Below are 19,325 nucleotides of genomic sequence, written 5' to 3'. Positions count from 1 at the left end.
CCGCTCACCCGCCCTCCCGCCCACGCCGACATGCCTGACCCGCTATCCCTGGCCATTTCCACCGGCGAGCCCGCCGGCATCGGCCCCGACATCACCATCGGGGCGTTGCTGCAGCTCGCCGGCGCCAACCATGGCAACAACGGCGGCAGCGGGCACTACCGCTTCCATGTGCTGGGCGATGCCCGCCTGCTGGCCGATCGTGCCGCGGCGCTGGGCGTGACGCACGCCTGGGAGCGGCGCATCGCCGACGGCGACGTGGTGATCGAGGATATCAAGCTGGCGGTCGCGTGCGAGCCGGGCCGCCTGGACGCGCGCAATGGCCGGTACGTGCTGGCCCTGCTCGATGCCGCCATCGCCGGCTGCCGCCCGCATGGCCGCGCCGCGCCGCGCTATGCGGCCATGGTCACGGCGCCGGTGCAGAAGAGCACCATCAACGACGCCGGCGTGTCCTTCACCGGCCACACCGAATACCTGGCCGACAGCGCCGGCGTGCCGCGCGTGGTGATGATGCTGGCCGGCCCGCAGCCCGCGCACGACAACGCCATGCTGCGCGTGGCGCTGGCGACCACCCACCTGCCGCTGCGCGCGGTGCCCGACGCGCTTTCCGTACCGCTGCTGTTGCAGACCCTGACCATCATCGATGCCGACCTGCGCCACTACTTCGGCATCGCGCGCCCGCGCATCCTGGTCACGGGCCTGAACCCCCATGCCGGCGAAAGCGGGCACATGGGCCGCGAAGAGATCGACGTGATCGTGCCCGCGCTGGCGCAGGCCAAGGATGCCGGCATCGATGCGCGCGGTCCCTTCCCGGCCGACACGCTGTTCCAGCCGCGCCACCTGCGCGATGCCGACTGCGTGCTGGCGATGTACCATGACCAGGGGCTGGCGCCGCTGAAATACGGCACCTTCGGCCACGGCGTGAACATCACGCTGGGGCTGCCTTTCATCCGCACTTCGGTGGACCACGGCACCGCGCTGGACCTGGCTGGCACCGGCCAGGCAGAGCATGGCAGCATGATCGAGGCCATCCGCAGTGCGGTCACCATGGCCGGCCATGCCAACGGCCGCCATCCCGATGGCGCCGGCGCCAGCCATCCGGGCCATCCCAATCCTGGCTTGCAGCCGCCTTGCTGAAGCCGGACCTCATGCTGCAACATCGAACCATGCGTTCCAACGTGCACCAGGGCCATGTGGCCCGCAAGCGATTCGGGCAGAACTTCCTGGTCGACGACACCATCATCCACGGCATCGTCAATGCCATCAGCCCGCAAGCCGAAGACGTGCTGGTCGAGATCGGGCCGGGGCTCGGCGCGCTGACCAGCCCCCTGCTCGAACGGATCCCGCAGATGCAGGTGGTCGAACTCGACCGCGACCTGGTCGAGCGCCTGCGCCGCCGCTACGGCGAGCGCCTGCAGGTACACGCCGGCGACGCGCTGGATTTCGACTTCGGCAAGCTGGAAGTGCCGGGCAGGCCGCTGCGCATCGTCGGCAACCTGCCGTACAACATTTCCAGCCCGCTGCTGTTCCACCTGATGCAGTTCGCCGACCTAGTGCGTGACCAGCACTTCATGCTGCAGAAGGAAGTGGTCGAGCGCATGGTGGCGGAGCCCGGCAGCAAGGCCTTCGGCCGGCTGTCGATCATGCTGCAGGTGCGCTACTACATGGAACATGTGCTGGACGTGCCGCCGGGCAGTTTCAACCCACCGCCCAAGGTGGATTCGGCCGTGGTGCGGATGATCCCGTGGCCGCGCCATCACGACGGCCGCCTGCGCTCGCCGCATGCCGATTGCGACATCACCGTGCTCGGCGACCTGGTCACCGCGGCGTTCTCGCAGCGGCGCAAGGTGCTGCGCAATACGCTGTCGTTCCTGCGCGACCAGGTCGACTTCGACGCGATGGGCTTCGACCTTGGCCGCCGCGCCGAGGAAGTGCCCGTCGGCGAGTATGTCGAATTGGCCCGCCGCCTGGGTGGCGGCGCCGCGGGGCAGGCCGCCTGAAGCCCAGATCAACGAACCCGAATTTCCGCGACTTATTTCGTGCAAGACCGTCCCATGACAGCCCAAACCAGCCAAACCAACCGGCGTCCCGTGATCCTGACCGGCGACCGTCCCACCGGCCCGCTGCACCTCGGCCACTTCGTCGGCTCGCTGCAGAGCCGCGTGGCGCTGCAGGATTCGCATGAGCAATACCTGCTGCTGGCCGACACCCAGGCCATGACCGACAACGCGCACGATCCCGACAAGGTGCGCCGCAACGTGCTGGAAGTGGCACTGGACTACATGGCGGTTGGCATCGACCCGGCCAAAACCACCATCACCGTGCAGTCGCACTTGCCGGCGCTGGCCGAGCTGACGCTGATGTACCTGAACTTCGTCACGGTATCGCGGCTGGAGCGCAACCCGACCATCAAGGAAGAGATCCAGGCGCGCGGTTTCGGTCGCGATATCCCGGCCGGCTTCCTGTGCTACCCGGCCGCGCAGGCCGCGGACATCACTGCCTTCAAGGCCCAGGTGGTGCCGGTGGGCGAAGACCAGGCCCCGCTGATCGAGCAGACCAACGAGATCGTGCGGCGCATCAACAACCAGGTCGGCCGCGACGTGCTGCCGGAGTGCAAGGCGCTGATCCCCAAGTTCGGCCGCCTGCCCGGCGTCGACGGCAAGGCCAAGATGAGCAAGTCGATGGGCAACGCGATCGCGCTGGGCGCGTCGCCGGAGCAGATCAAGGCCGCGGTGCACAGCATGTACACCGACCCGAACCACCTGAAGGTGTCGGATCCCGGCCAGGTCGAGGGCAACGTCGTGTTCACCTACCTGGACGCGTTCGACCCGAACACCGAGGAAGTCGAGGCGCTGAAGGAACACTATCGCAAGGGCGGCCTGGGCGACATGGTGCTCAAGCGCCGCATCGAAGGCATCCTGCAGGACATGCTGGCCCCGATCCGCGCCCGCCGCGAAGAGCTGGCCAAGAACCCGGACTATGTGTTCGATGTGCTGCGTCAGGGCACGCAGAAGGCTCGCGAGCTGACCCAGCAGACGCTGGAGGAGGTGCGCGACGCGCTCGGGATGTTCTCGTTCGAGGCGCGCCGCTGAGCTTGAAGGCGGCGGGCAAAAGGGCCCACCGGCTTTGGGTGCTCCCAGGCCGCCCGAGCTTGCCTAAGCAAGGTGTTCTCCCTCTCCCCTCATGGGGAGAGGGCCCGGGGTGAGGGGTGGGCTAGCAAGGCGCCACATGAAGCGAGGCCAACGGTTTTAACCCGAACCCTGACGCGCCCCTCACGCCCGCCGATTCACCAGCACAATCCCCGCCAGCACCAGCACGGCCGCCACCGCAAAGCGCGGCCCCACCGCGTCGTGCATCAGCACCACGCCGAAAGCCACCCCGAACAGCGGCGTCAGGAAGGAAAACACCGACAGCCGCGACGCCAGGTAGCGCCGCAGCAGCCAGAACCACGTCAGGTAGCTGGCAAACGCGATCAGCACCGACTGGTAGAACAGGCTCGCCAGCACCACGCCGTCGATCTGCATGGTCGCGGTCTGGCCCGCGGCCACCGCCATCGCCAGCAGCATCACCGCCGATACCGCCAGCTGGTACAGCAGCGTCTTGCTGGCCGGCGCGCTGGCCAGCGGGCTGGCGCGCACCACCACGGTGGTGGCGGCCCACAGCGCCCCGGCCAGGATGCCCAGCGCATCGCCCAGCAGCGTGCTGCCATGGGCCGACGGCGCCGAGATGCCATCGGCGAACGCCAGTGCCATGCCCACGAATGCCAGCGCCACGCCGAGCCATTGCCCGGAGTGCAGCCGCTCGCCCGGCACCACGAAATGCAGTCCCAGCGCGGTGAAGATCGGCGCGGTGTACAGGAACACCGCCATGCGCGAGGCCGTGGTGTGGCCCAGCCCGACGAAGATGCAGAAGAACTCGGCGCCGAACAGCAGCCCCGCCAGCAGCCCTGCGTTGAGCGTGCCGTCACGGCGCCAGATCGGCGTGCCGCGCCAGGCGGCAAAGCCGAACACCAGCAGCGCCGCCACCGCCGAGCGCACGCCGGCCTGCAGCACCGCGCCCATCAGCGGCGCGGTCACCTTGATCACCACCTGTTGCAGGCCCCAGGCGGCGCACAGCACCACCATCAGGCCCACCGCCATGCCGTCCAGCGGCCGGCGGGTCAGGATTTGCGCGTCCACGGTCGCGGTCGATGGACGCGTTACGGGCGGCTGGCGTCGCGGGTGGAATGGCGCTCGATCAGCTCGATCTTGTAGCCGTCCGGGTCTTCGACGAAGGCGATCACGGTGGTGCCGCCCTTGACCGGGCCGGCTTCGCGGGTAACCTTGCCGCCGGCCGCGCGGATCCGCTCGCACGCCGCGGCGGCGTTGTCGGTCTCCAGCGCGATATGGCCATAGGCGGTGCCCAGGTCATACTGCCCGACGCCGTAGTTGTAAGTCAGCTCCAGCACCGCAGTCTCGCTTTCGGGGCCGTAGCCGACGAAAGCCAGGCGGTATTTGTACTCGGGGTTGTCGCTCTCGCGCAGCAGTTGCATGCCGAGAATGCGGGTGTAGAAATCGATGGAGCGCTGCATGTCGCCGACGCGCAGCATGGTGTGGAGGAGTCGCATTTGAGGGCCTTCAACTGTTTTAGGTATTGGAAGGCGCCATTTTAGTGCGTTTAGCCGAAACGCACCGGCTGCTTAATAGTTGTCCATCGGGCGCGCTCGTCCCCGAAGGATGAAACGGCGGGGACCAAGAGGCACTTCCGGAGAGCGTTTCCTAGTAGGTCGGCAGCAGCTCGGGCGGATGCGCGCGCAGCTGCGCGCGGGCGTCGCGGAATTCCGGGAAGATCGATTCCACGGTCTGCCAGAAGCGCGGCCCGTGGTTCATTTCCTTCAGGTGGGCGAGTTCGTGCGCCACGACGTAGTCGATCATCGACAGCGAGAAATGCATCAGGCGCCAGTTCAGCCGGATCTTGCCGTCGGCGGTGCAGCTGCCCCAGCGCGTGGCCGCCGAAGTCAGCGCAAAGCCGGTATGGCGCACGCCCAGCTTGCCGGCATAGACGTCGAGCCGCTCGGCCAGCAGCCGGCGCGCCTGTTGCTGCAGCCAGCCCTGCACGCGGTCCTTGATCTGCTGCTCGTCGGCGTGCGCGGGCAGCGCCAGGTGCAGCACGCGGCGGTCGGCATCGAACAGCAGCGCGCCGATCGGCGACTCCAGCGACAGCGCCAGCGGCTGGCCCAGGAAGGGCAGGCTGGCGCCGTCGCGCCACTGCACCATGGGCAGCACGCGGCGTGCCTCGCGGTGCCGCCACTCGCCGAGCTTGTTGAAGATCCAGCGTTGCTTCTCCAGGATGGCCGATTCGATGTCGGCCAGCGTGACCCAGCGCGGCGCGGTGATCGACAGGCCGCGGTCGTCGATGGTGAAGCCGATGGTGCGGCGCGACGAACGCTTGAGCGTATAGTGCAGCGCGCGCTCGCCCACGTGCAGCAGCCGGGCATTGGGCTGCGGTATCGGCCATGCCGGCTGCTCCGGCACCAGCGGCGCCGCCGGCGCGTGGATGCTGGCAGAGGCCTCTGCCAGCGGCAGTTCCAGCTGCGCGCCGTCGGCGTCGGAGGCGGGCCTCATGCGGCCGGCTCTACCCGTGCTTCGCTGCGGTAGCTGTCCGCGTCGATGCGGCGCATGTCGCTCTCGATCCAGTCGGCCACTTCCTGGTTGAGCTGGTCGGCGGTCTTGTTGGCCGACGCGATCGGCGGGCCGACCGAGATGGTCACCATGCCCGGGTACTTGAGGAATTTGTTGCGCGGCCACACCCGGCCGGAGTTGACCGCCATCGGCAGTACCCAGGCACCGGTCTCGACCGCCAGGCGCGCGCCGCCGCTCTTGTAGCGCGGCTTTTCCAGCCCCGACGGCGTGCGCGTGCCTTCCGGGAACATGATGATCCAGGCGCCTTCGGACAGCCGCTCGCGGCCCTGGCGCACGGCCGAGGCGAAGGCGCGGGTGCCTTCCTTGCGGTTGATATGCACCATCTTCAGCATGCCCAGCGCCCAGCCGAAGAAAGGCACCAGCAGCAGCTCGCGCTTGAACACGAAGCACAGCGGCCGGGGCATCAGCGCCACGTAGGCCACCGTCTCCCACGCCGACTGGTGCTTGGACAGCAGCACCACCGGCTTGTCGAGCATGCTGTCCATGTGCTCATGGCCTTCGATGCGGTACTGGATGCCGCAGATGCCGCGCGCGGCCCAGATCACCAGCCGCGGCCAGCCGCGCACAAAGCGGAAGCGCTGGTCGGCACTCATGAAGGGAAACACCAAGAAGCAGGCGCAGGCGTAGGGAGGCGTCAGCACCAGCAGGTACAGCGCAAACAGCAGGGAACGGAGAAACGTCATGCGTGGGGGCGCAAAAAATAGGGTCGGAGCCAGCGTCGGCAATGGCTTATTGTGCGGAATCGCGGGAGGTGCCGTCTTTGCCGCGATCGTTGCCGGTCAGCCAGCTGGCAAAGGCGCGCAGGTCGTCATGCACCAGCGTGCCGGGCGGCAGGCCGCCTTTGTCGAGGGTCTTCAGGCCCTTGCCGCTGCGCACCAGGTGCGGCGCGCAACCGACCGCGACTCCGGCCTCCAGGTCGCGCAGCGAATCGCCGACGATCGGCACGCCCCTGAGCTCGATGCCGAAGCGCTCGCTGATCTGCTCGAGCATGCCGGACTTGGGCTTGCGGCAGTCGCAGCCGTCCGCGGCGGTATGCGGGCAGAAGAACACGGCCTCGACGCGTCCGCCCAGGCGCGCCAGCGCCGTGTACATCTTCTCGTGCATGGCGTTGAGCGCGCTCATCTCGAACAGGCCGCGGCCGATGCCGGACTGGTTGCTGGCGATCACCACGCGATAGCCGGCCTGGTTCAGCGCGGCAATGGCTTCCAGGCTGCCGTCGATGGGAATCCATTCGTCCGGCGACTTGATGAACTGGTCGCTGTCGAGGTTGACCACCCCGTCGCGGTCCAGGATGACGAACTTGGGCGGCATCTGCGGCATGTGCGGCTCCGGTATCGCGTGCTGGCGGCGCTCAGGCGGCCAGCTTGGAGATGTCGGCCACGCGGTTGGCCAGCGCATGCAGCGAGGCCAGCAGCGCCAGGCGGTTGGCGCGCAGCTGCGCGTCCTCGGCCATCACCATCACGTCGTTGAAGAAGTGGTCGACGGCATCGCGCACCTGGGCCAGGTCGCGCAGCGCGGCGGTGAAATCGCCGCTGGCGAAGGCGGCTTCCACGGCCGGGCGCACCTTCTCGATGGCCGCGTGCAGCGCGCCTTCGGCCTCTTCCTGAAACAGCGCAGGGTTCACCGCGCCGACCGGCTCGGTGTTCTTGCGCAGGATGTTGGTGATGCGCTTGTTGGCGGCGGCCAGGGCCTCGGCCTCGGGCAGCGCGGCGAAGGTACGCACCGCTTCCATGCGGCCCAGCACGTCGTGCAACTGGTCCGGGCGCAGGCTGACCACGGCCTCGACCTCGTTGGTGGTGTAGCCCTTTTCCTTCAGGTAGCCGCGCACGCGGTCGTACAGGAAGTCGGCGATGGCGTCCGGCGCCGGCTTGACCGCGGCAATGCCGTCGAACGTCTGCTGCGTCAGCGCCAGCAGCCCGGTCACCGACAGCGCCAGCGGTTTCTCGATCAGCATGCGCAGGATGCCCAGCGCATGGCGGCGCAGAGCGAACGGGTCCTTCTCGCCGGTCGGCTGCAGGCCGATGCCCCAGATGCCGACCAGCGTTTCCAGCTTGTCGGCCAGCGCGACGGCGGTGCTGACCGAGCCTTCGGGCAGCGCATCGCCTGCGAAGCGCGGGCGGTAGTGTTCGGAGCAGGCCAGCGCCACGTCCCCGGCTTCGTCGTCGTGGCGCGCGTAGTACGTGCCCATGGTGCCCTGCAACTCGGGGAACTCGCCGACCATGTCGGTCAGCAGGTCGGCCTTGGCCAGCTCCGCGCCGCGCATCGCGGCCGCCTTGTCGGTGGCCACGCCGGCGGCGTTGAGCGCATCGGCGACATGGCCGGCGATCTGCTGCAGGCGCTGCACGCGGTCCAGCTGCGTGCCGATCTTGTTGTGGTAGACCACGCCGGCCAGCTGCGGCACGCGCGAGGCCAGCGTTTTCTTGCGGTCCTGGTCGAAGAAGAACTTGGCGTCGGCCAGGCGCGGGCGCACCACGCGCTCGTTGCCGGTGATGATCGACTGCGGCGTCTCGGTGGCCAGGTTCGACACGATCAGGAAGCGGTTGCGCAAATGGCCCTGGGCATCGGTCAGCGCAAAGTACTTCTGGTTGGTCTGCATGGTCAGGATCAGGCATTCCTGCGGCACCGCCAGGAAGGCTTCCTCGAAGTGGCAGGCGTAGACCACCGGCCATTCCACCAGCGAGTTGACTTCATCGAGCAGCGACTCGGGCATGATCACCTGGTCGGCGCCGGCCTCGGCCAGCAATGCGGCACGCATGCGCTCGCGGCGTTCGGCATAGCTGGCCAGCACGCGGCCTGCCGATTCGAGCTGCTTCGCGTAGTCGTTGGCATGCGTGATCTCGATCATGCCGTGCGACAGGAAGCGGTGGCCCTGCGTCACATTGCTGGCCTGCAGGCCCAGCACCGACACCGGCAGGATCTCGCTGCCGAACAGCGCGATCAGGCTGTGCGCCGGGCGCACGAAATGCACGGTGCTGCCGTCCGGGCGCTGGTAGCTCATCACCTTGGGGATGGGCAGCTTGGCAATGGTGTCTTCCAGCGCCGCCTGCAGGCCGGCGGCGAGCTCGGCACCGCGCGCGGTGTAGCGGTAGAAGAAGGCCTCGGCCTTGCCGTCCGAGGCACGCTCCAGTGACTGCCAGTCGATCTCGGCGACGCCGACCGACTTGGCCAGCGCGGCCAGCTTCTTCGCCAGCGGCGGGGTGGGCTCGCCGTTGGCGCCAAGCGCCACCGACAGCGGCAGGACCTTCTCGCGCTGCTCGCGGTCGGGCGCGCTGCGGCGCACGCCCGACACCAGCGCGGCCAGCCGGCGCGGCGTGGCGAACGGCGTCACGGTGGCGCCCGGCTCAAGCAGGTCGCGCTCGCCCAGGCCGGCGAACAGGCCCTGCGCGAAGGCGTCGCCCAGACGCGCCAGCGCCTTGGGTGGCAGCTCTTCGGTGAACAGTTCGATCAGCAGCGAGTCGGTCATGGGTTGCGACATGAATCGTATCCAACAGGTTGTGGCGCGCGCTGCTGTCAGCAGCGCGGCGAATGATTAGGTTCCACTCCGGACAGCAGCCACAGGCCGTTCTGTTGCCGGAATTGCAGCGTGGTGAAGGCGCACTGCGCGGCCGCCGCGGCGCTGGCGGCGCCGTTGCTGCCGCCGCGGCTGCCCGCGGCGGGGAAGCGCGCGTCGATGCGGCGCAGGCGCTTGTCGTAGCGGATCTCGTCGATGCGCCCGCCCACCCAGAAATCGATCTTCGGCGGCAGCTGGGCCGCCGAGTAATAGGTCTTGGTCTTGCGCCGGGTGCGGCCGTTGGTGGTTTCCACCTCCACCCAGGTCAGCGGGTAGCGGATCGCGCTTTCATAGGCGCGCAGCGGCACGCGGTGCCAGCCCAGGTCGCGCTGGCCCGACAGGTCGCAGGCGAACGAGCGCACCAGCTGTGTCCACTGGTCGAGCGAGTTCAGCGACGGGCGCCAGTGGCGCGACATGGCCAGCTGCAGCGCCTGCGGGTCGGCCTCGCAGACATTGCTCAGTTCGGCCGGCAGCAGCAGCGCCTGCGGCGCCGGGGCCGCCACCGCGCGCGCGGCGGCGGCATTGCCGGTGGCTGACAGCGTGGCGATGGCCAAGGCGCAGCACAGCGCGCTGCGCGCCAGTTGCGTCATGCCCGGGCTCCGCCGTTGCCGCACATCGGGAAGCCGAGGGCCTCGCGCGAATCGTAGTAGGCCTGTGCCACCTGGCGCGACAGGTTGCGGATGCGGCCGATATAGGCGGCGCGCTCGGTCACCGAGATGGCGCCGCGGGCGTCCAGCAGGTTGAACGTGTGCGCGGCCTTCAGCACCTGCTCATAGGCGGGCAGTGCCAGGCGCATGCCGGTGGCTTGGCCATCCTCGGCGCCTTCGGCATTGCCCATCAGGCGCTTGGCCTCGCCCTCGTGCTCGGCGAAATGGCGGAACAGGATTTCGGTGTTGCTGTGCTCGAAGTTGTAGGTCGACTGCTCGACTTCGTTCTGGTGGTACACGTCGCCGTAGGTCAGGCGGCGCGTCTCGCCGTTCTCGACCCATTCGGTCCAGATCAGGTCGAAGACGTTCTCGACCTTCTGCAGGTACATCGCCAGGCGCTCGATGCCGTAGGTGATCTCGCCGGTGATCGGCTTGCAGTCGATGCCGCCGACCTGCTGGAAGTAGGTGAACTGGGTCACTTCCATGCCGTTGAGCCAGACTTCCCAGCCCAGGCCCCACGCGCCCAGCGTCGGGTTCTCCCAGTCGTCCTCGACGAAGCGGATGTCGTTTTGCTTCAGGTCCAGGCCCAGCGCCTCCAGCGAGCCCAGGTACAGCTCGAGGATGTTCTCCGGCGCGGGCTTGAGCACGACCTGATACTGGTAATAGTGCTGCAGGCGGTTGGGGTTCTCGCCATAGCGGCCGTCCTTCGGCCGCCGCGACGGCTGCACGTAGGCGGCGCGCCACGGCTCGGGGCCGATCGCGCGCAGGAAGGTATGCACGTGGGAAGTGCCGGCGCCGACCTCCAGATCGATGGGTTGCAACAGCGCGCAACCCTGCCGGTCCCAGTAGGCCTGCAGGGTCAGAATCATTTGTTGGAAGGTCAGCATATGAAGACTTGGTAGTGGCTGATCGGTCGGCTGGGGCGAATTTGCGCCGCCTGGCGTACTGGCGGCGCAGCGCGTGCCGGGGCCGCCGCTTACGGATTTTGCCAAACCCTGAATTCTATCGGCTTTTTGGACGCTCGCCCCGATTGGCGGGGTGTCGGCTGGCGCCCGGAGGTGCCTGCGGATGTCGGTCTTTCGCAACGCATGGGGAAAATACCGACCTCGATTTCAAGTTGCGGAAACGCTAGCCGATAACGTTTTTGTATACAGTATTAGTAAGCAACCCGTTCAGAGTGTTGCGGTTGGCAGGCGTGGTCGTCCTGCCGGTAGACGATTAATGATGGGGACTTGGAATCATGACACTGCTTTCTCGCAAACCTTACCTGGTCGCAATCGCGGTCATGATCGCCGCGGCCGTCGTGTCGGTGGCGACCGGCGTGTTGAACTGACGCAGCCAGCGCGCGCCTGGCGCGCCAGCAGCGCCAGGCCGGACTTCAGCCTTCGCGTCGCGAGCACCACGCGGCCGCGCCCAGCACCAGCGCAAACAGCGCCAGCACCGGCGCGTTCCCCCAGCGGATATATGGGGTCAGCCCCTGCATGCCCTGCACCTCGGCCACCAGCGTGCCGACCGTGAAGGTGGGCAGGCGCGCCTGCACGGTGCCGTCCGGGCGCACCACCGCGGTCATGCCGGTATTGGTCGAGCGCAGCATCGGGCGGCGCGTTTCCAGCGCGCGCATGCGCGAGATCTGCAGATGCTGGTCCAGGGCGATGGTGTCGCCGAACCAGGCCAGGTTGGTCAGGTTGGCCAGCACGTTGGCGGGCGCGGGCTGCTGGCGCAGCGTCTGCGCGATCTCCTCGCCGAACAGATCCTCGTAGCAGATATTGGGCGCCACGCGCACGCTGCGCACCGGCAGCGAAGGCTGGTCGAGCCCGCCGCGGCGGAAATCGCCCAGCGGCATCTTCATCATGTCGACGAACCAGCGGAAGCCCAGCGGAATGAACTCGCCGAACGGCACCAGGTGGTGCTTGTTGTAGCGGTACAGCCGCTCGGTCAGCGGCCCCAGCCCGAACACGCTGTTGGTGAAATCGACCGGCGAATCGGCTCCGGCCGCGCCGAACAGCACCGTGGTACCGCTCTGCAGCGCGTAGTCGCGCACCGCCACGGCGACGTCGACCGGCAGGTCCTGCAGGATCACCGGGAACGCGGTTTCGGGCGTTACCACCAGATCGGCAGGCGCCGAGGTGATCATGTCGCGGTAGAGCGCGATCGAGCGCTGGATGCCGACGACTTCGAACTTGATGTCCTGCGGCACGTTGCCCTGCAGCAGCCGCACCGTCAGCGGCTTGCCGGCCGGCGTGGTCCAGGCCAGCGGCGACAGCGCCGCGCCAAGCGCCGGCAGCAGCAGCGCCAGCGCCAGCGCCACGACGGCACGCATGCGCGCACCGTGCCCCAGCCCGCGCACGGCCCCGGCGAGCAAGGCCGCGATGGCGGCCGCCAGCGCCCCGATGCCGTAGACGCCGACCAGCGGCGCAAAGCCGGCAAGCGGCCCGTCGGTATGGGCATAGCCGCCCGACAGCCACGGGAAACCGGTGAAAACGACACCGCGCAGCCACTCCGACAGCCCCCACGCGGCACCGAACGCCAGCGGCGCCAGCAGCGCCGCGGCCCATGTGCCGGCACGCAGCCGTGCCGTGAGCCGGTGCCACAGCGCGCCCGCCAGCGCCGGCCACAGCGCCAGGTAGCCCGAGAACAGCACCACCGCCAGCGCCGCCATCCACGCCGGCATCTCGCCGTAGACGTGCATGCTGATATAGAGCCACCAGATGCCGGACAGGAACCAGCCCAGGCCGAAGGCATATCCGGTGGCCGCGGCAATGCGCGCGCGCGGCGCGTCGGCGATCAGTGCGGCCAGGCCGGCCAGCGACAGGATCTGCAGCCACCACCAGTCATGCGGGGCGAAGGCCTGCGTATGGGCAACGCCGAGCACGCCGGCCAGCAACAGCCGCGCCATGGCGGCGGCGCGCGAACGCGCGCCGGACACGCTGCCAGCGCCGGCGTCGGCAGCGGCGGCGCCGTTGGGGATCGGGGCGGGACGCTTCATGCGCCGGCAGCGCTCGCGCTGTCAGCCAGGGATTCGCGGTGCACCTGCAGCAGGTGCACCTGCCGCGCATCGGCGCGCAGCACTTCGAAGCGGATCGGCGGCAGGATGATGACCTCGCCGCGGTGGGGCACGTGGCCCACGTGGTTGGACAGCAGTCCGCCCACGGTGTCGACGTCGTGGTCGGAAAAGCCGGTGCCGAAGGCCTCGTTGAACTGGGCGATCTCGGTCAGGCCGTGCACGCGCCAGCTGCCGTCGGGCATCGGCAGGATATTGTCCTGGTCTTCATCCAGGTCGAACTCGTCCTCGATATCGCCGACGATCTGCTCGAGCACGTCCTCGATCGTCACCAGCCCGGCCACGCCGCCATATTCGTCGACGACGATGGCGATATGGTTGCGGTTGATGCGGAATTCGCGCAGCAGGATATTCAGGCGCTTGGATTCGGGGATGAACACCGCCGGCCGCAGCGTTTCGCGCAGGTCGAAGGCGGGGTCGGTGTAGTAGCGCAGCAGGTCCTTGGCCAGCAGGATGCCGATGATGTTGTCACGGCTGCCTTCGTAGACCGGGAAGCGCGAGTGCGCGGTCTGCTGCATGAACGGGATGAAGGTCTCCGGCGCGTCGGCGATATTGACCATATCCATCTGCGCGCGCGGCACCATGATGTCGCCGGCGGTCAGTTCGGAGACCTGGAACACGCCCTCGATCATCGACAGCGAATCCGCATCGATCAGGTTGCGCTCGTGCGCGTCCTGGAGCACTTCGAGCAGTTCTGCGCGAGTGTCCGGCTCGGGGGAGATCAGGTCTGACAGGCGTTCGAGAAGCGATCTGGGGCGATCGACCTGCTTCAGGTAGGCGGGCTTCGAACTGGGATAGGGGTCGTTCATTTCGCGGCGAGCGCGTGGTGGAGATCGACTGAAGGATACACCAAAAGGCTGTCGATCCCGTGACAGCCGCCGGGCGGCTGCCGCCGGATGTGATGCCGGCGGCATTTGTGCCGCGCCGCCGGTGCGCCGTCAAATCACGCGGTGCCGGTGCGCTCGGCGCGGTAAGGATCCGCGTAGCCCAGCGCCTGCAGGGTCTCGGTCTCGATCGCCTCCATTTCCTCGGCTTCGGCGTCTTCCTCGTGCTCGTACCCCTGGGCGTGCAGCACGCCGTGCACGATCAGGTGTGCGTAGTGCGCTTCCAGCGGCTTGCGCTGCTCGCGCGCCTCGGCTTCGACCACCGGGCAGCACAGCACGATATCTCCGGTCACGGGGTCGTCCTCGTTCTCCGCATAGGCAAAGGTCAGCACGTTGGTGGCGTAGTCCTTGCCGCGGTAGGTGCGGTTCAGCAGGCGGCCTTCTTCCTCGCCGACGAAGCGGATCGTCAGCGCCGCATCGGCATACAGCGCCGACTTGACCCAGGTTTCGATCTTCCTGCGCGGCGGCAGCCCGTCCTGCCTGCCGATGCCGTCGCCCTGCTGGATTTCCAGCTCCAGCGCCGGCGGCGTGGCCGGGGTGCCGGTGGTGGTGACGACCGGCGTGGCGGTCACGGCCACGGACAGCGAGTCATGGTTGTCCGGGCGCACCAGCAGGCCGGCCTGCTGGTTGGTGTCGGTGTGCTCGGCCAGCAGCGCGACCACGCCGTCGGCGGCCTGCGACAGGTCCAGCGTCAGGCTGCGGCCGTCGGGCAGCTGCACGCGCAGCGCGTGCGCGGCGCTCTTGCGCGCGCGGCCATCGCCATCGAACAGGGTCAGGCTGACGCCCGGGGCCTTGGATTTCTGGTTTTTCGGGGATTTCAATTACGCGTCCTTGTGCTGGGCGTGGTATTCGTCATAGGCATCGACGATGCGGGCCACCAGCGGATGGCGCACAACGTCGATGCTGGAGAAGCGGGTGCAGGCGATGCCGCGCACGTCGCGCAGCACATGCTGCGCCTCCACCAGGCCGCTCTTCTGGCCCTTGGGCAGGTCGATCTGCGTGATGTCGCCGGTGATCACCGCCTTGGACCCGAAGCCGATCCGGGTCAGGAACATCTTCATCTGCTCGGGCGTGGTGTTCTGGGCCTCGTCCAGGATGATGAAGGCGTGGTTCAGCGTGCGCCCGCGCATATAGGCCAGCGGCGCGATCTCGATCATCTGGCGCTCGAACATCTTCTGCGTGCGGTCGAAACCGAGCAGGTCGTACAGCGCGTCATACAGCGGGCGCAGGTAAGGATCGACCTTCTGCGCCAGGTCGCCGGGCAGGAAGCCCAGGCGCTCGCCGGCCTCCACCGCCGGGCGCGTCAGCACGATGCGCTTGACCGCGTCGCGCTCCAGCGCGTCGACCGCGCATGCCACCGCCAGGTAGGTCTTGCCGGTGCCGGCCGGGCCGATGCCCATGGTCAGGTCGTGCGACAGGATATTGCGCAGGTACTCGCGCTGCGCCACGGTGCGACCCTGCAGGCCGGTGCGGCGGGTGTGCAGCACCGGCGATTCGTCCTCGTACTCGAGCACGTCCTCGGCGTTGTCGTTGCCGGGCAGGTAGGCACCATGCGCGGAGAGCTGGCGCGTTTCCACCAGCCCGAGCTGCACGTCGTCGATCGACAGCGGCGTGCGCGCGTGGTTGTAGAAGCGCTCCAGCGCGGCCGTGGCATCCTGCGCATTCGCGCCGCGCACTGTCATGCGGTGGCCGCGGCGCTGGATGGTCACGTCCAGCGCCTGCTCGATCTGGCGCAGGTTTTCGTCGAGCGGCCCGCACAGGTTCTGCAGCCGGGTGTTGTCGTCCTTGGGGGCGACGAATTCTGCGGAAGGGATCTTCATCGTTCTCGGGTTACTGGCGCACCACGATCTCGCCGCGCAGCGAATGCGGGAACGCCTGCGTGATGCTGACGTCGACCATCTGGCCGACCAGCCGGTCGCGTCCCGCCTGGGGCACGCCCGGCAGCGCGAAATTGACCACGCGGTTGTTCTCGGTGCGGCCATGCAGCTCGGTCGGGTCCTTGCGCGCCGGGCCTTCGACCAGGATGCGCTGCACCGTGCCGACCATGTCCTGGCTGATGCGCTGCACATTTTCCTCGATGGTGGCCTGCAGGCGCTGCAGCCGGCGCAGCTTGACCTCGTGCGGGGTGTCGTCGTGCAGGTTGGCCGCGGGCGTGCCCGGGCGCGGGCTGAAGATGAACGAGAACGAGGTGTCGTAGCCGATCTCCTCGATCATCGCCATCAGCTTCTCGAAGTCGGCATCGGTCTCGCCGGGGAAGCCGACGATAAAGTCCGACGACATCGACATCTGCGGGCGCAGCGCGCGCAGCTTGCGGATGATGCTCTTGTATTCCAGCACGCTGTAGCCGCGCTTCATCGCCATCAGGATGCGGTCCGAAGCATGCTGCACGGGCAGGTGCAAATGGTTCACCAGCTTGTCGCAGCGGCCGTACAGCTCGACCAGGCGCGAGGTGAATTCCTTCGGGTGGCTGGTGGTGTAGCGGATGCGCTCGATGCCCGGGATCTCGGCCACGTATTCGATCAGCAGCGCGAAGTCGGCGATCTCGCTGGTATCGCCCATCTTGCCGCGGTAGGCGTTGACATTCTGGCCCAGCAGCGTGACTTCGCGCACGCCTTGCTCGGCCAGGCCGGCCACTTCGGCCAGCACGTCTTCGAACGGACGCGACACTTCCTCGCCGCGGGTATAGGGCACCACGCAGTAGCTGCAGTACTTTGAGCAGCCCTCCATGATCGAGACGAAGGCGCTCGGGCCTTCCACACGTGCCGGCGGCAAGTGGTCGAACTTCTCGATTTCGGGGAAGGAGATGTCCACCTGCGACTGGCCGGTGCGCTGGCGGCGCGCGATCAGGTCGGGCAGGCGATGCAGCGTCTGCGGGCCAAACACCACGTCGACGTACGGCGCGCGCGAGACGATGCTGGCGCCTTCCTGGCTGGCCACGCAGCCGCCCACGCCGATCACCAGGTCGGGCTTGACCGCCTTGAGCGCCTTCATCCGGCCCAGTTCGGAAAACACCTTCTCCTGCGCCTTCTCGCGCACCGAGCAGGTGTTGAACAGGATCACGTCGGCGTCTTCGACGCGGTCGGTGGGTTCCAGCCCCTGGCTGGCGTTGAGAACGTCGACCATCTTGTCCGAGTCATACTCGTTCATCTGGCAGCCGTACGTCTTGACGAAAACTTTCTTCATATGCCGATCTCAGTGGTTGACCTGGGGGCATCAGGGTGTTGCAACAACGCGCGGTCGCGTGGGGCACGCCGCGCTCTTTCGGGGGACTACGATTTCTGTTTCAGCGCCTTCTGCTCGGGCTCGCTCAGCACCCAGGCGGTCAGCAACTGGCCATAGAGGTCGAGCTTGTAGCGCACCGGCAGCTTCTGGCCTGCCACCGCGGCGGAGGCCAGCAACTGGTTGTCGGTGCCGAACAGGCGCAGGCCTGGGGCCACGCCCACGGTCTTGCCGTCCAGCGTGGCGGTCGGCGGTGTGCTGGCCGTCGGCGCGGCGATCACCAGCTTCGCCGCCTGGGCGTCCTCCGGGATCACCCGCACCGGCTGGGCCGAGGCGGCGGCCGTGCCGAACAGCAGGGCCGTTACCGTTAACGTTACGCCCGCCAGCCGCGGCAGCCGCCCGCGCAAGTACCTTGTATCTTCCGGCGCCTCGCGGCGCGTTTCACGACCTGCTGGCATGGGGAAACTCCGTCAAGTGAGGCGAAGCGTGGTTGGGATGGCCCGGAGCGGGCGCAACCGGCCATTTTACTCGCTTGGCGCTGCCCCGGGGCGGCCCGGCAAGGCGGCAGTCAGAACAGGCAGGATGCCTCTTGCAGCACACGCTGCTTCGACACGGTGCCGATCAGCTCACGGTCGACCGTGTCCCGCACCAGCGGGATCCGGTTGATGCCGTGTTCGGCGAACACCTCAAGCGCATCGCGCAGGCGCGAATCGGGCGTGAGCGCCGGGAAGTCGCGTTCGGCCAGCTCCAGCACGCCCTGCTGCGAGCCGTCGCGCTGGGCGCGTTGCACGGCGTGGATCGACAGCGCGCCCAGCAGGCGCCCGTCGAACTGCACCAGGTATAGATAGCGGGTGCCGGTCTCGGCGAATTTGTCGGCCGCCTCGGCCAGGCTCGCGTTGGGGTCGAGCACGGTGGCGGTCGGGTCGCACAGCCCGGCCAGCGTCATGGTGCGCGCGTGCTCGGCCGCGGCCGACGCCTGTGCGCGCTCGGCGATCACGCTGTACAGCGACAGCGTCTGGCAGCGCGACGCCGTGTAGTACGCCGCCACCGCGCCGATCATCGACGGCAGCAGCAGCGCTGGCGCCAGCGTCATCTCGAACACCATCAGCACCGACATCAGCGGCGCCTGGCTGGTCGCGGCCAGGAACGCGCTCATGCCGACCAGCGGCAGCAGCGGCGTGGCGCCGTCGGCGACGCCATGCATGGCCAGCGCCAGCAGTTGTCCCAGTGCCGCGCCAACGAACAGCGACGGGGTGAAGACCCCGCCGACCGCGCCGGAGCCCATGCTGATCACCGTGGCCACCAGCTTGGCCAGCAGCACCCCGGCCACGGGCACGCTCAGCGGCTGTTCCTGCAGGATGGTCTGGATGGTGTGGTAGCCGTTGCCCACGACCTCGGGCACTGCCATCGCCAGCACGCCGACCAGTGCGCCGCCCAGCGCCAGCCGCGCCACCGGCCCGCCCGGCACCGCGGCGAAGCGGCTGCGGGCAAAGCCGGACGCGCGCATGAACAGCGCGCCGACGATGCCGGCCGCCACGCCGAGTCCGGCCGCCGCCAGCAGGATATGCGGGCGCAGGTCGGGCGCGATCTCCAGCCCCGGGTACAGCGGCTGCAGTCCGCCGTGCCACTGGCTGACCATGGCGCCGGCTACCGAGGCCAGGAAGAGGGGCATCAGCCGCTGCACCGCCAGTGCGCCAAAAACCACTTCGGCGACAAAGACGGCGGCGGAGAAAGGGGTGTGATAGACGGTTGCCAGGCCCGCCGCGGCGGCGCAGGCGGTCAGCATCCGGCGCATGTTCGAGCCGCCGCCGCGCTCCAGGCGGGTGGTCGGAAACAGCGAGCCGCACAGCGCCGCCAGCTGGATCATCGCGCCTTCCTTGCCGACGGAGCTGCCGCTGACGATGGAGAAGAACGAGGACATGGCCCGCAGCAGCGTGATCCGCACCGGCAGCCGGCCGCTGCCATTTGCCACCGCTTCCATATAGTCGGTCGCGCCGCCATGGCTGCTGGCCAGCCGGTTGGACAGGACCAGCAGCGCGCCGGCCAGCGCACCGCCCACTGCGGGTACCACCACGCGCCAGCCCAGGGCCAGTGCCGCAAAGACGACCACCACGTCGGCATGGCTGGAAAACAGCACCACGCCGGCACCTTCCAGCGCCTCCTTGAACAGAGTGGTCGCAATGGCCGCCACGATGCCGACCGGAATGGCCGCAAACAGGGTGACTTCCTGGTCTTCAAGAAAACGCAAGCGCATGGCGGGCTCCGGGGCGCGGCAGGGTGCCAGGG

The 19,325-nt window shown here is 68.3% G+C and carries 18 protein-coding genes; 3 read left to right on the top strand and 15 right to left on the bottom strand.

Going from position 1 to position 19,325, the window contains the following annotated elements:
- Positions 1-30: 30 nt before the first annotated feature.
- Genes pdxA through trpS form a run of 3 tightly spaced genes read left to right on the top strand, consistent with a single transcriptional unit; the run spans position 31 to position 3,089 of the window.
- Positions 31-1,134: a 4-hydroxythreonine-4-phosphate dehydrogenase PdxA gene (pdxA, locus tag VSR71_RS16895; RefSeq protein WP_342915000.1), complete on the top strand. Its 1,104-nt coding sequence runs from the start codon at positions 31-33 to the stop codon at positions 1,132-1,134.
- A gap of 29 nt (positions 1,135-1,163) precedes the next feature.
- Complete coding sequence (gene rsmA, locus VSR71_RS16890) at positions 1,164-1,997, top strand: 16S rRNA (adenine(1518)-N(6)/adenine(1519)-N(6))-dimethyltransferase RsmA (protein ID WP_342915068.1); 834 nt, start codon at positions 1,164-1,166, stop codon at positions 1,995-1,997.
- Positions 1,998-2,051: 54 nt separating this feature from the next.
- On the top strand, positions 2,052-3,089 hold the full coding sequence (trpS, locus tag VSR71_RS16885) for a tryptophan--tRNA ligase (RefSeq protein WP_342914999.1): 1,038 nt from the start codon (positions 2,052-2,054) through the stop codon (positions 3,087-3,089).
- A gap of 180 nt (positions 3,090-3,269) precedes the next feature.
- On the opposite strand, the gene VSR71_RS16880 is transcribed toward trpS, so the two are convergent.
- The 15 genes from VSR71_RS16880 to VSR71_RS16810 form a co-directional block, all read right to left on the bottom strand.
- Positions 3,270-4,136 (bottom strand): DMT family transporter, encoded by an 867-nt coding sequence (locus VSR71_RS16880; RefSeq protein ID WP_342915067.1) that lies wholly within the window; start codon positions 4,134-4,136, stop codon positions 3,270-3,272.
- Positions 4,137-4,195: 59 nt separating this feature from the next.
- Positions 4,196-4,603, bottom strand: coding sequence for a lactoylglutathione lyase (gene gloA, locus VSR71_RS16875; protein WP_342914998.1), 408 nt, complete (start codon positions 4,601-4,603; stop codon positions 4,196-4,198).
- Between the two features lie 151 nt (positions 4,604-4,754).
- Entirely contained in the window at positions 4,755-5,600 is an 846-nt protein-coding gene (locus tag VSR71_RS16870; RefSeq protein WP_342914997.1) for a SprT family zinc-dependent metalloprotease, read from the bottom strand.
- On the bottom strand, positions 5,597-6,361 hold the full coding sequence (locus VSR71_RS16865) for a lysophospholipid acyltransferase family protein (RefSeq protein WP_342914996.1): 765 nt from the start codon (positions 6,359-6,361) through the stop codon (positions 5,597-5,599). Before VSR71_RS16865 ends, VSR71_RS16870 begins: the two co-directional genes overlap by 4 nt.
- A 46-nt stretch (positions 6,362-6,407) precedes the next feature.
- Complete coding sequence (gene gmhB, locus VSR71_RS16860) at positions 6,408-6,998, bottom strand: D-glycero-beta-D-manno-heptose 1,7-bisphosphate 7-phosphatase (protein ID WP_342914995.1); 591 nt, start codon at positions 6,996-6,998, stop codon at positions 6,408-6,410.
- A gap of 31 nt (positions 6,999-7,029) precedes the next feature.
- A complete protein-coding gene (gene glyS, locus VSR71_RS16855; protein WP_342914994.1) occupies positions 7,030-9,153 on the bottom strand; it encodes a glycine--tRNA ligase subunit beta in 2,124 nt (707 codons plus the stop codon).
- Positions 9,154-9,188: 35 nt separating this feature from the next.
- Complete coding sequence (locus VSR71_RS16850; RefSeq protein ID WP_342914993.1) at positions 9,189-9,818, bottom strand: hypothetical protein; 630 nt, start codon at positions 9,816-9,818, stop codon at positions 9,189-9,191.
- Positions 9,815-10,762: a glycine--tRNA ligase subunit alpha gene (gene glyQ, locus VSR71_RS16845; protein WP_342914992.1), complete on the bottom strand. Its 948-nt coding sequence runs from the start codon at positions 10,760-10,762 to the stop codon at positions 9,815-9,817. The genes VSR71_RS16850 and glyQ overlap by 4 nt, the downstream gene beginning before the upstream one ends.
- Before the next feature lie 491 nt (positions 10,763-11,253).
- Positions 11,254-12,861, bottom strand: a complete 1,608-nt coding sequence (gene lnt / locus VSR71_RS16840; protein WP_342914991.1) for an apolipoprotein N-acyltransferase — start codon at positions 12,859-12,861, stop codon at positions 11,254-11,256.
- The gene (locus VSR71_RS16835) at positions 12,858-13,745 is read right to left on the bottom strand and encodes an HlyC/CorC family transporter (protein WP_342914990.1); all 888 of its coding nucleotides are present in this window, start codon (positions 13,743-13,745) and stop codon (positions 12,858-12,860) included. The genes lnt and VSR71_RS16835 overlap by 4 nt, the downstream gene beginning before the upstream one ends.
- Before the next feature lie 134 nt (positions 13,746-13,879).
- Positions 13,880-14,641: an rRNA maturation RNase YbeY gene (gene ybeY, locus VSR71_RS16830; protein WP_342914989.1), complete on the bottom strand. Its 762-nt coding sequence runs from the start codon at positions 14,639-14,641 to the stop codon at positions 13,880-13,882.
- Positions 14,642-15,640, bottom strand: coding sequence for a PhoH family protein (locus VSR71_RS16825; RefSeq protein WP_342914988.1), 999 nt, complete (start codon positions 15,638-15,640; stop codon positions 14,642-14,644).
- A gap of 10 nt (positions 15,641-15,650) precedes the next feature.
- Positions 15,651-17,003 (bottom strand): tRNA (N6-isopentenyl adenosine(37)-C2)-methylthiotransferase MiaB, encoded by a 1,353-nt coding sequence (gene miaB / locus VSR71_RS16820; protein ID WP_342914987.1) that lies wholly within the window; start codon positions 17,001-17,003, stop codon positions 15,651-15,653.
- Between the two features lie 86 nt (positions 17,004-17,089).
- The gene (locus VSR71_RS16815; protein ID WP_342914986.1) at positions 17,090-17,497 is read right to left on the bottom strand and encodes a hypothetical protein; all 408 of its coding nucleotides are present in this window, start codon (positions 17,495-17,497) and stop codon (positions 17,090-17,092) included.
- Between the two features lie 110 nt (positions 17,498-17,607).
- Positions 17,608-19,293 carry a ClcB-like voltage-gated chloride channel protein gene (locus tag VSR71_RS16810; RefSeq protein ID WP_342914985.1) on the bottom strand — a complete coding sequence of 562 codons (1,686 nt, stop codon included), beginning with the start codon at positions 19,291-19,293 and terminating at the stop codon, positions 17,608-17,610.
- Positions 19,294-19,325: the final 32 nt, after the last annotated feature.

The sequence above is a fragment of the Cupriavidus oxalaticus genome (assembly GCF_038900635.1).
Lineage (GTDB): Bacteria > Pseudomonadota > Gammaproteobacteria > Burkholderiales > Burkholderiaceae > Cupriavidus > Cupriavidus oxalaticus_B.
The sequence above is the reverse complement of the archived record's forward strand: the minus strand, read 5'-3'. Positions and strand labels throughout refer to the sequence as shown.

What these genes read in the sequence shown, in the direction of transcription:
- miaB (WP_342914987.1), bottom strand. Translation starts at nt 17,003, where the DNA reads ATGAAGAAAGTTTTCGTCAAGACGTACGGCTGCCAGATGAACGAGTAT.
- VSR71_RS16865 (WP_342914996.1), bottom strand. Translation starts at nt 6,361, where the DNA reads ATGACGTTTCTCCGTTCCCTGCTGTTTGCGCTGTACCTGCTGGTGCTG.
- VSR71_RS16810 (WP_342914985.1), bottom strand. Translation starts at nt 19,293, where the DNA reads ATGCGCTTGCGTTTTCTTGAAGACCAGGAAGTCACCCTGTTTGCGGCC.
- glyQ (WP_342914992.1), bottom strand. Translation starts at nt 10,762, where the DNA reads ATGCTGACCTTCCAACAAATGATTCTGACCCTGCAGGCCTACTGGGAC.
- glyS (WP_342914994.1), bottom strand. Translation starts at nt 9,153, where the DNA reads ATGTCGCAACCCATGACCGACTCGCTGCTGATCGAACTGTTCACCGAA.
- VSR71_RS16815 (WP_342914986.1), bottom strand. Translation starts at nt 17,497, where the DNA reads ATGCCAGCAGGTCGTGAAACGCGCCGCGAGGCGCCGGAAGATACAAGG.
- gmhB (WP_342914995.1), bottom strand. Translation starts at nt 6,998, where the DNA reads ATGCCGCAGATGCCGCCCAAGTTCGTCATCCTGGACCGCGACGGGGTG.
- rsmA (WP_342915068.1), top strand. Translation starts at nt 1,164, where the DNA reads ATGCGTTCCAACGTGCACCAGGGCCATGTGGCCCGCAAGCGATTCGGG.
- VSR71_RS16825 (WP_342914988.1), bottom strand. Translation starts at nt 15,640, where the DNA reads ATGAAGATCCCTTCCGCAGAATTCGTCGCCCCCAAGGACGACAACACC.
- lnt (WP_342914991.1), bottom strand. Translation starts at nt 12,861, where the DNA reads ATGAAGCGTCCCGCCCCGATCCCCAACGGCGCCGCCGCTGCCGACGCC.
- trpS (WP_342914999.1), top strand. Translation starts at nt 2,052, where the DNA reads ATGACAGCCCAAACCAGCCAAACCAACCGGCGTCCCGTGATCCTGACC.
- pdxA (WP_342915000.1), top strand. Translation starts at nt 31, where the DNA reads ATGCCTGACCCGCTATCCCTGGCCATTTCCACCGGCGAGCCCGCCGGC.
- VSR71_RS16835 (WP_342914990.1), bottom strand. Translation starts at nt 13,745, where the DNA reads ATGAACGACCCCTATCCCAGTTCGAAGCCCGCCTACCTGAAGCAGGTC.
- VSR71_RS16870 (WP_342914997.1), bottom strand. Translation starts at nt 5,600, where the DNA reads ATGAGGCCCGCCTCCGACGCCGACGGCGCGCAGCTGGAACTGCCGCTG.
- VSR71_RS16880 (WP_342915067.1), bottom strand. Translation starts at nt 4,136, where the DNA reads ATGGCGGTGGGCCTGATGGTGGTGCTGTGCGCCGCCTGGGGCCTGCAA.
- VSR71_RS16850 (WP_342914993.1), bottom strand. Translation starts at nt 9,818, where the DNA reads ATGACGCAACTGGCGCGCAGCGCGCTGTGCTGCGCCTTGGCCATCGCC.
- gloA (WP_342914998.1), bottom strand. Translation starts at nt 4,603, where the DNA reads ATGCGACTCCTCCACACCATGCTGCGCGTCGGCGACATGCAGCGCTCC.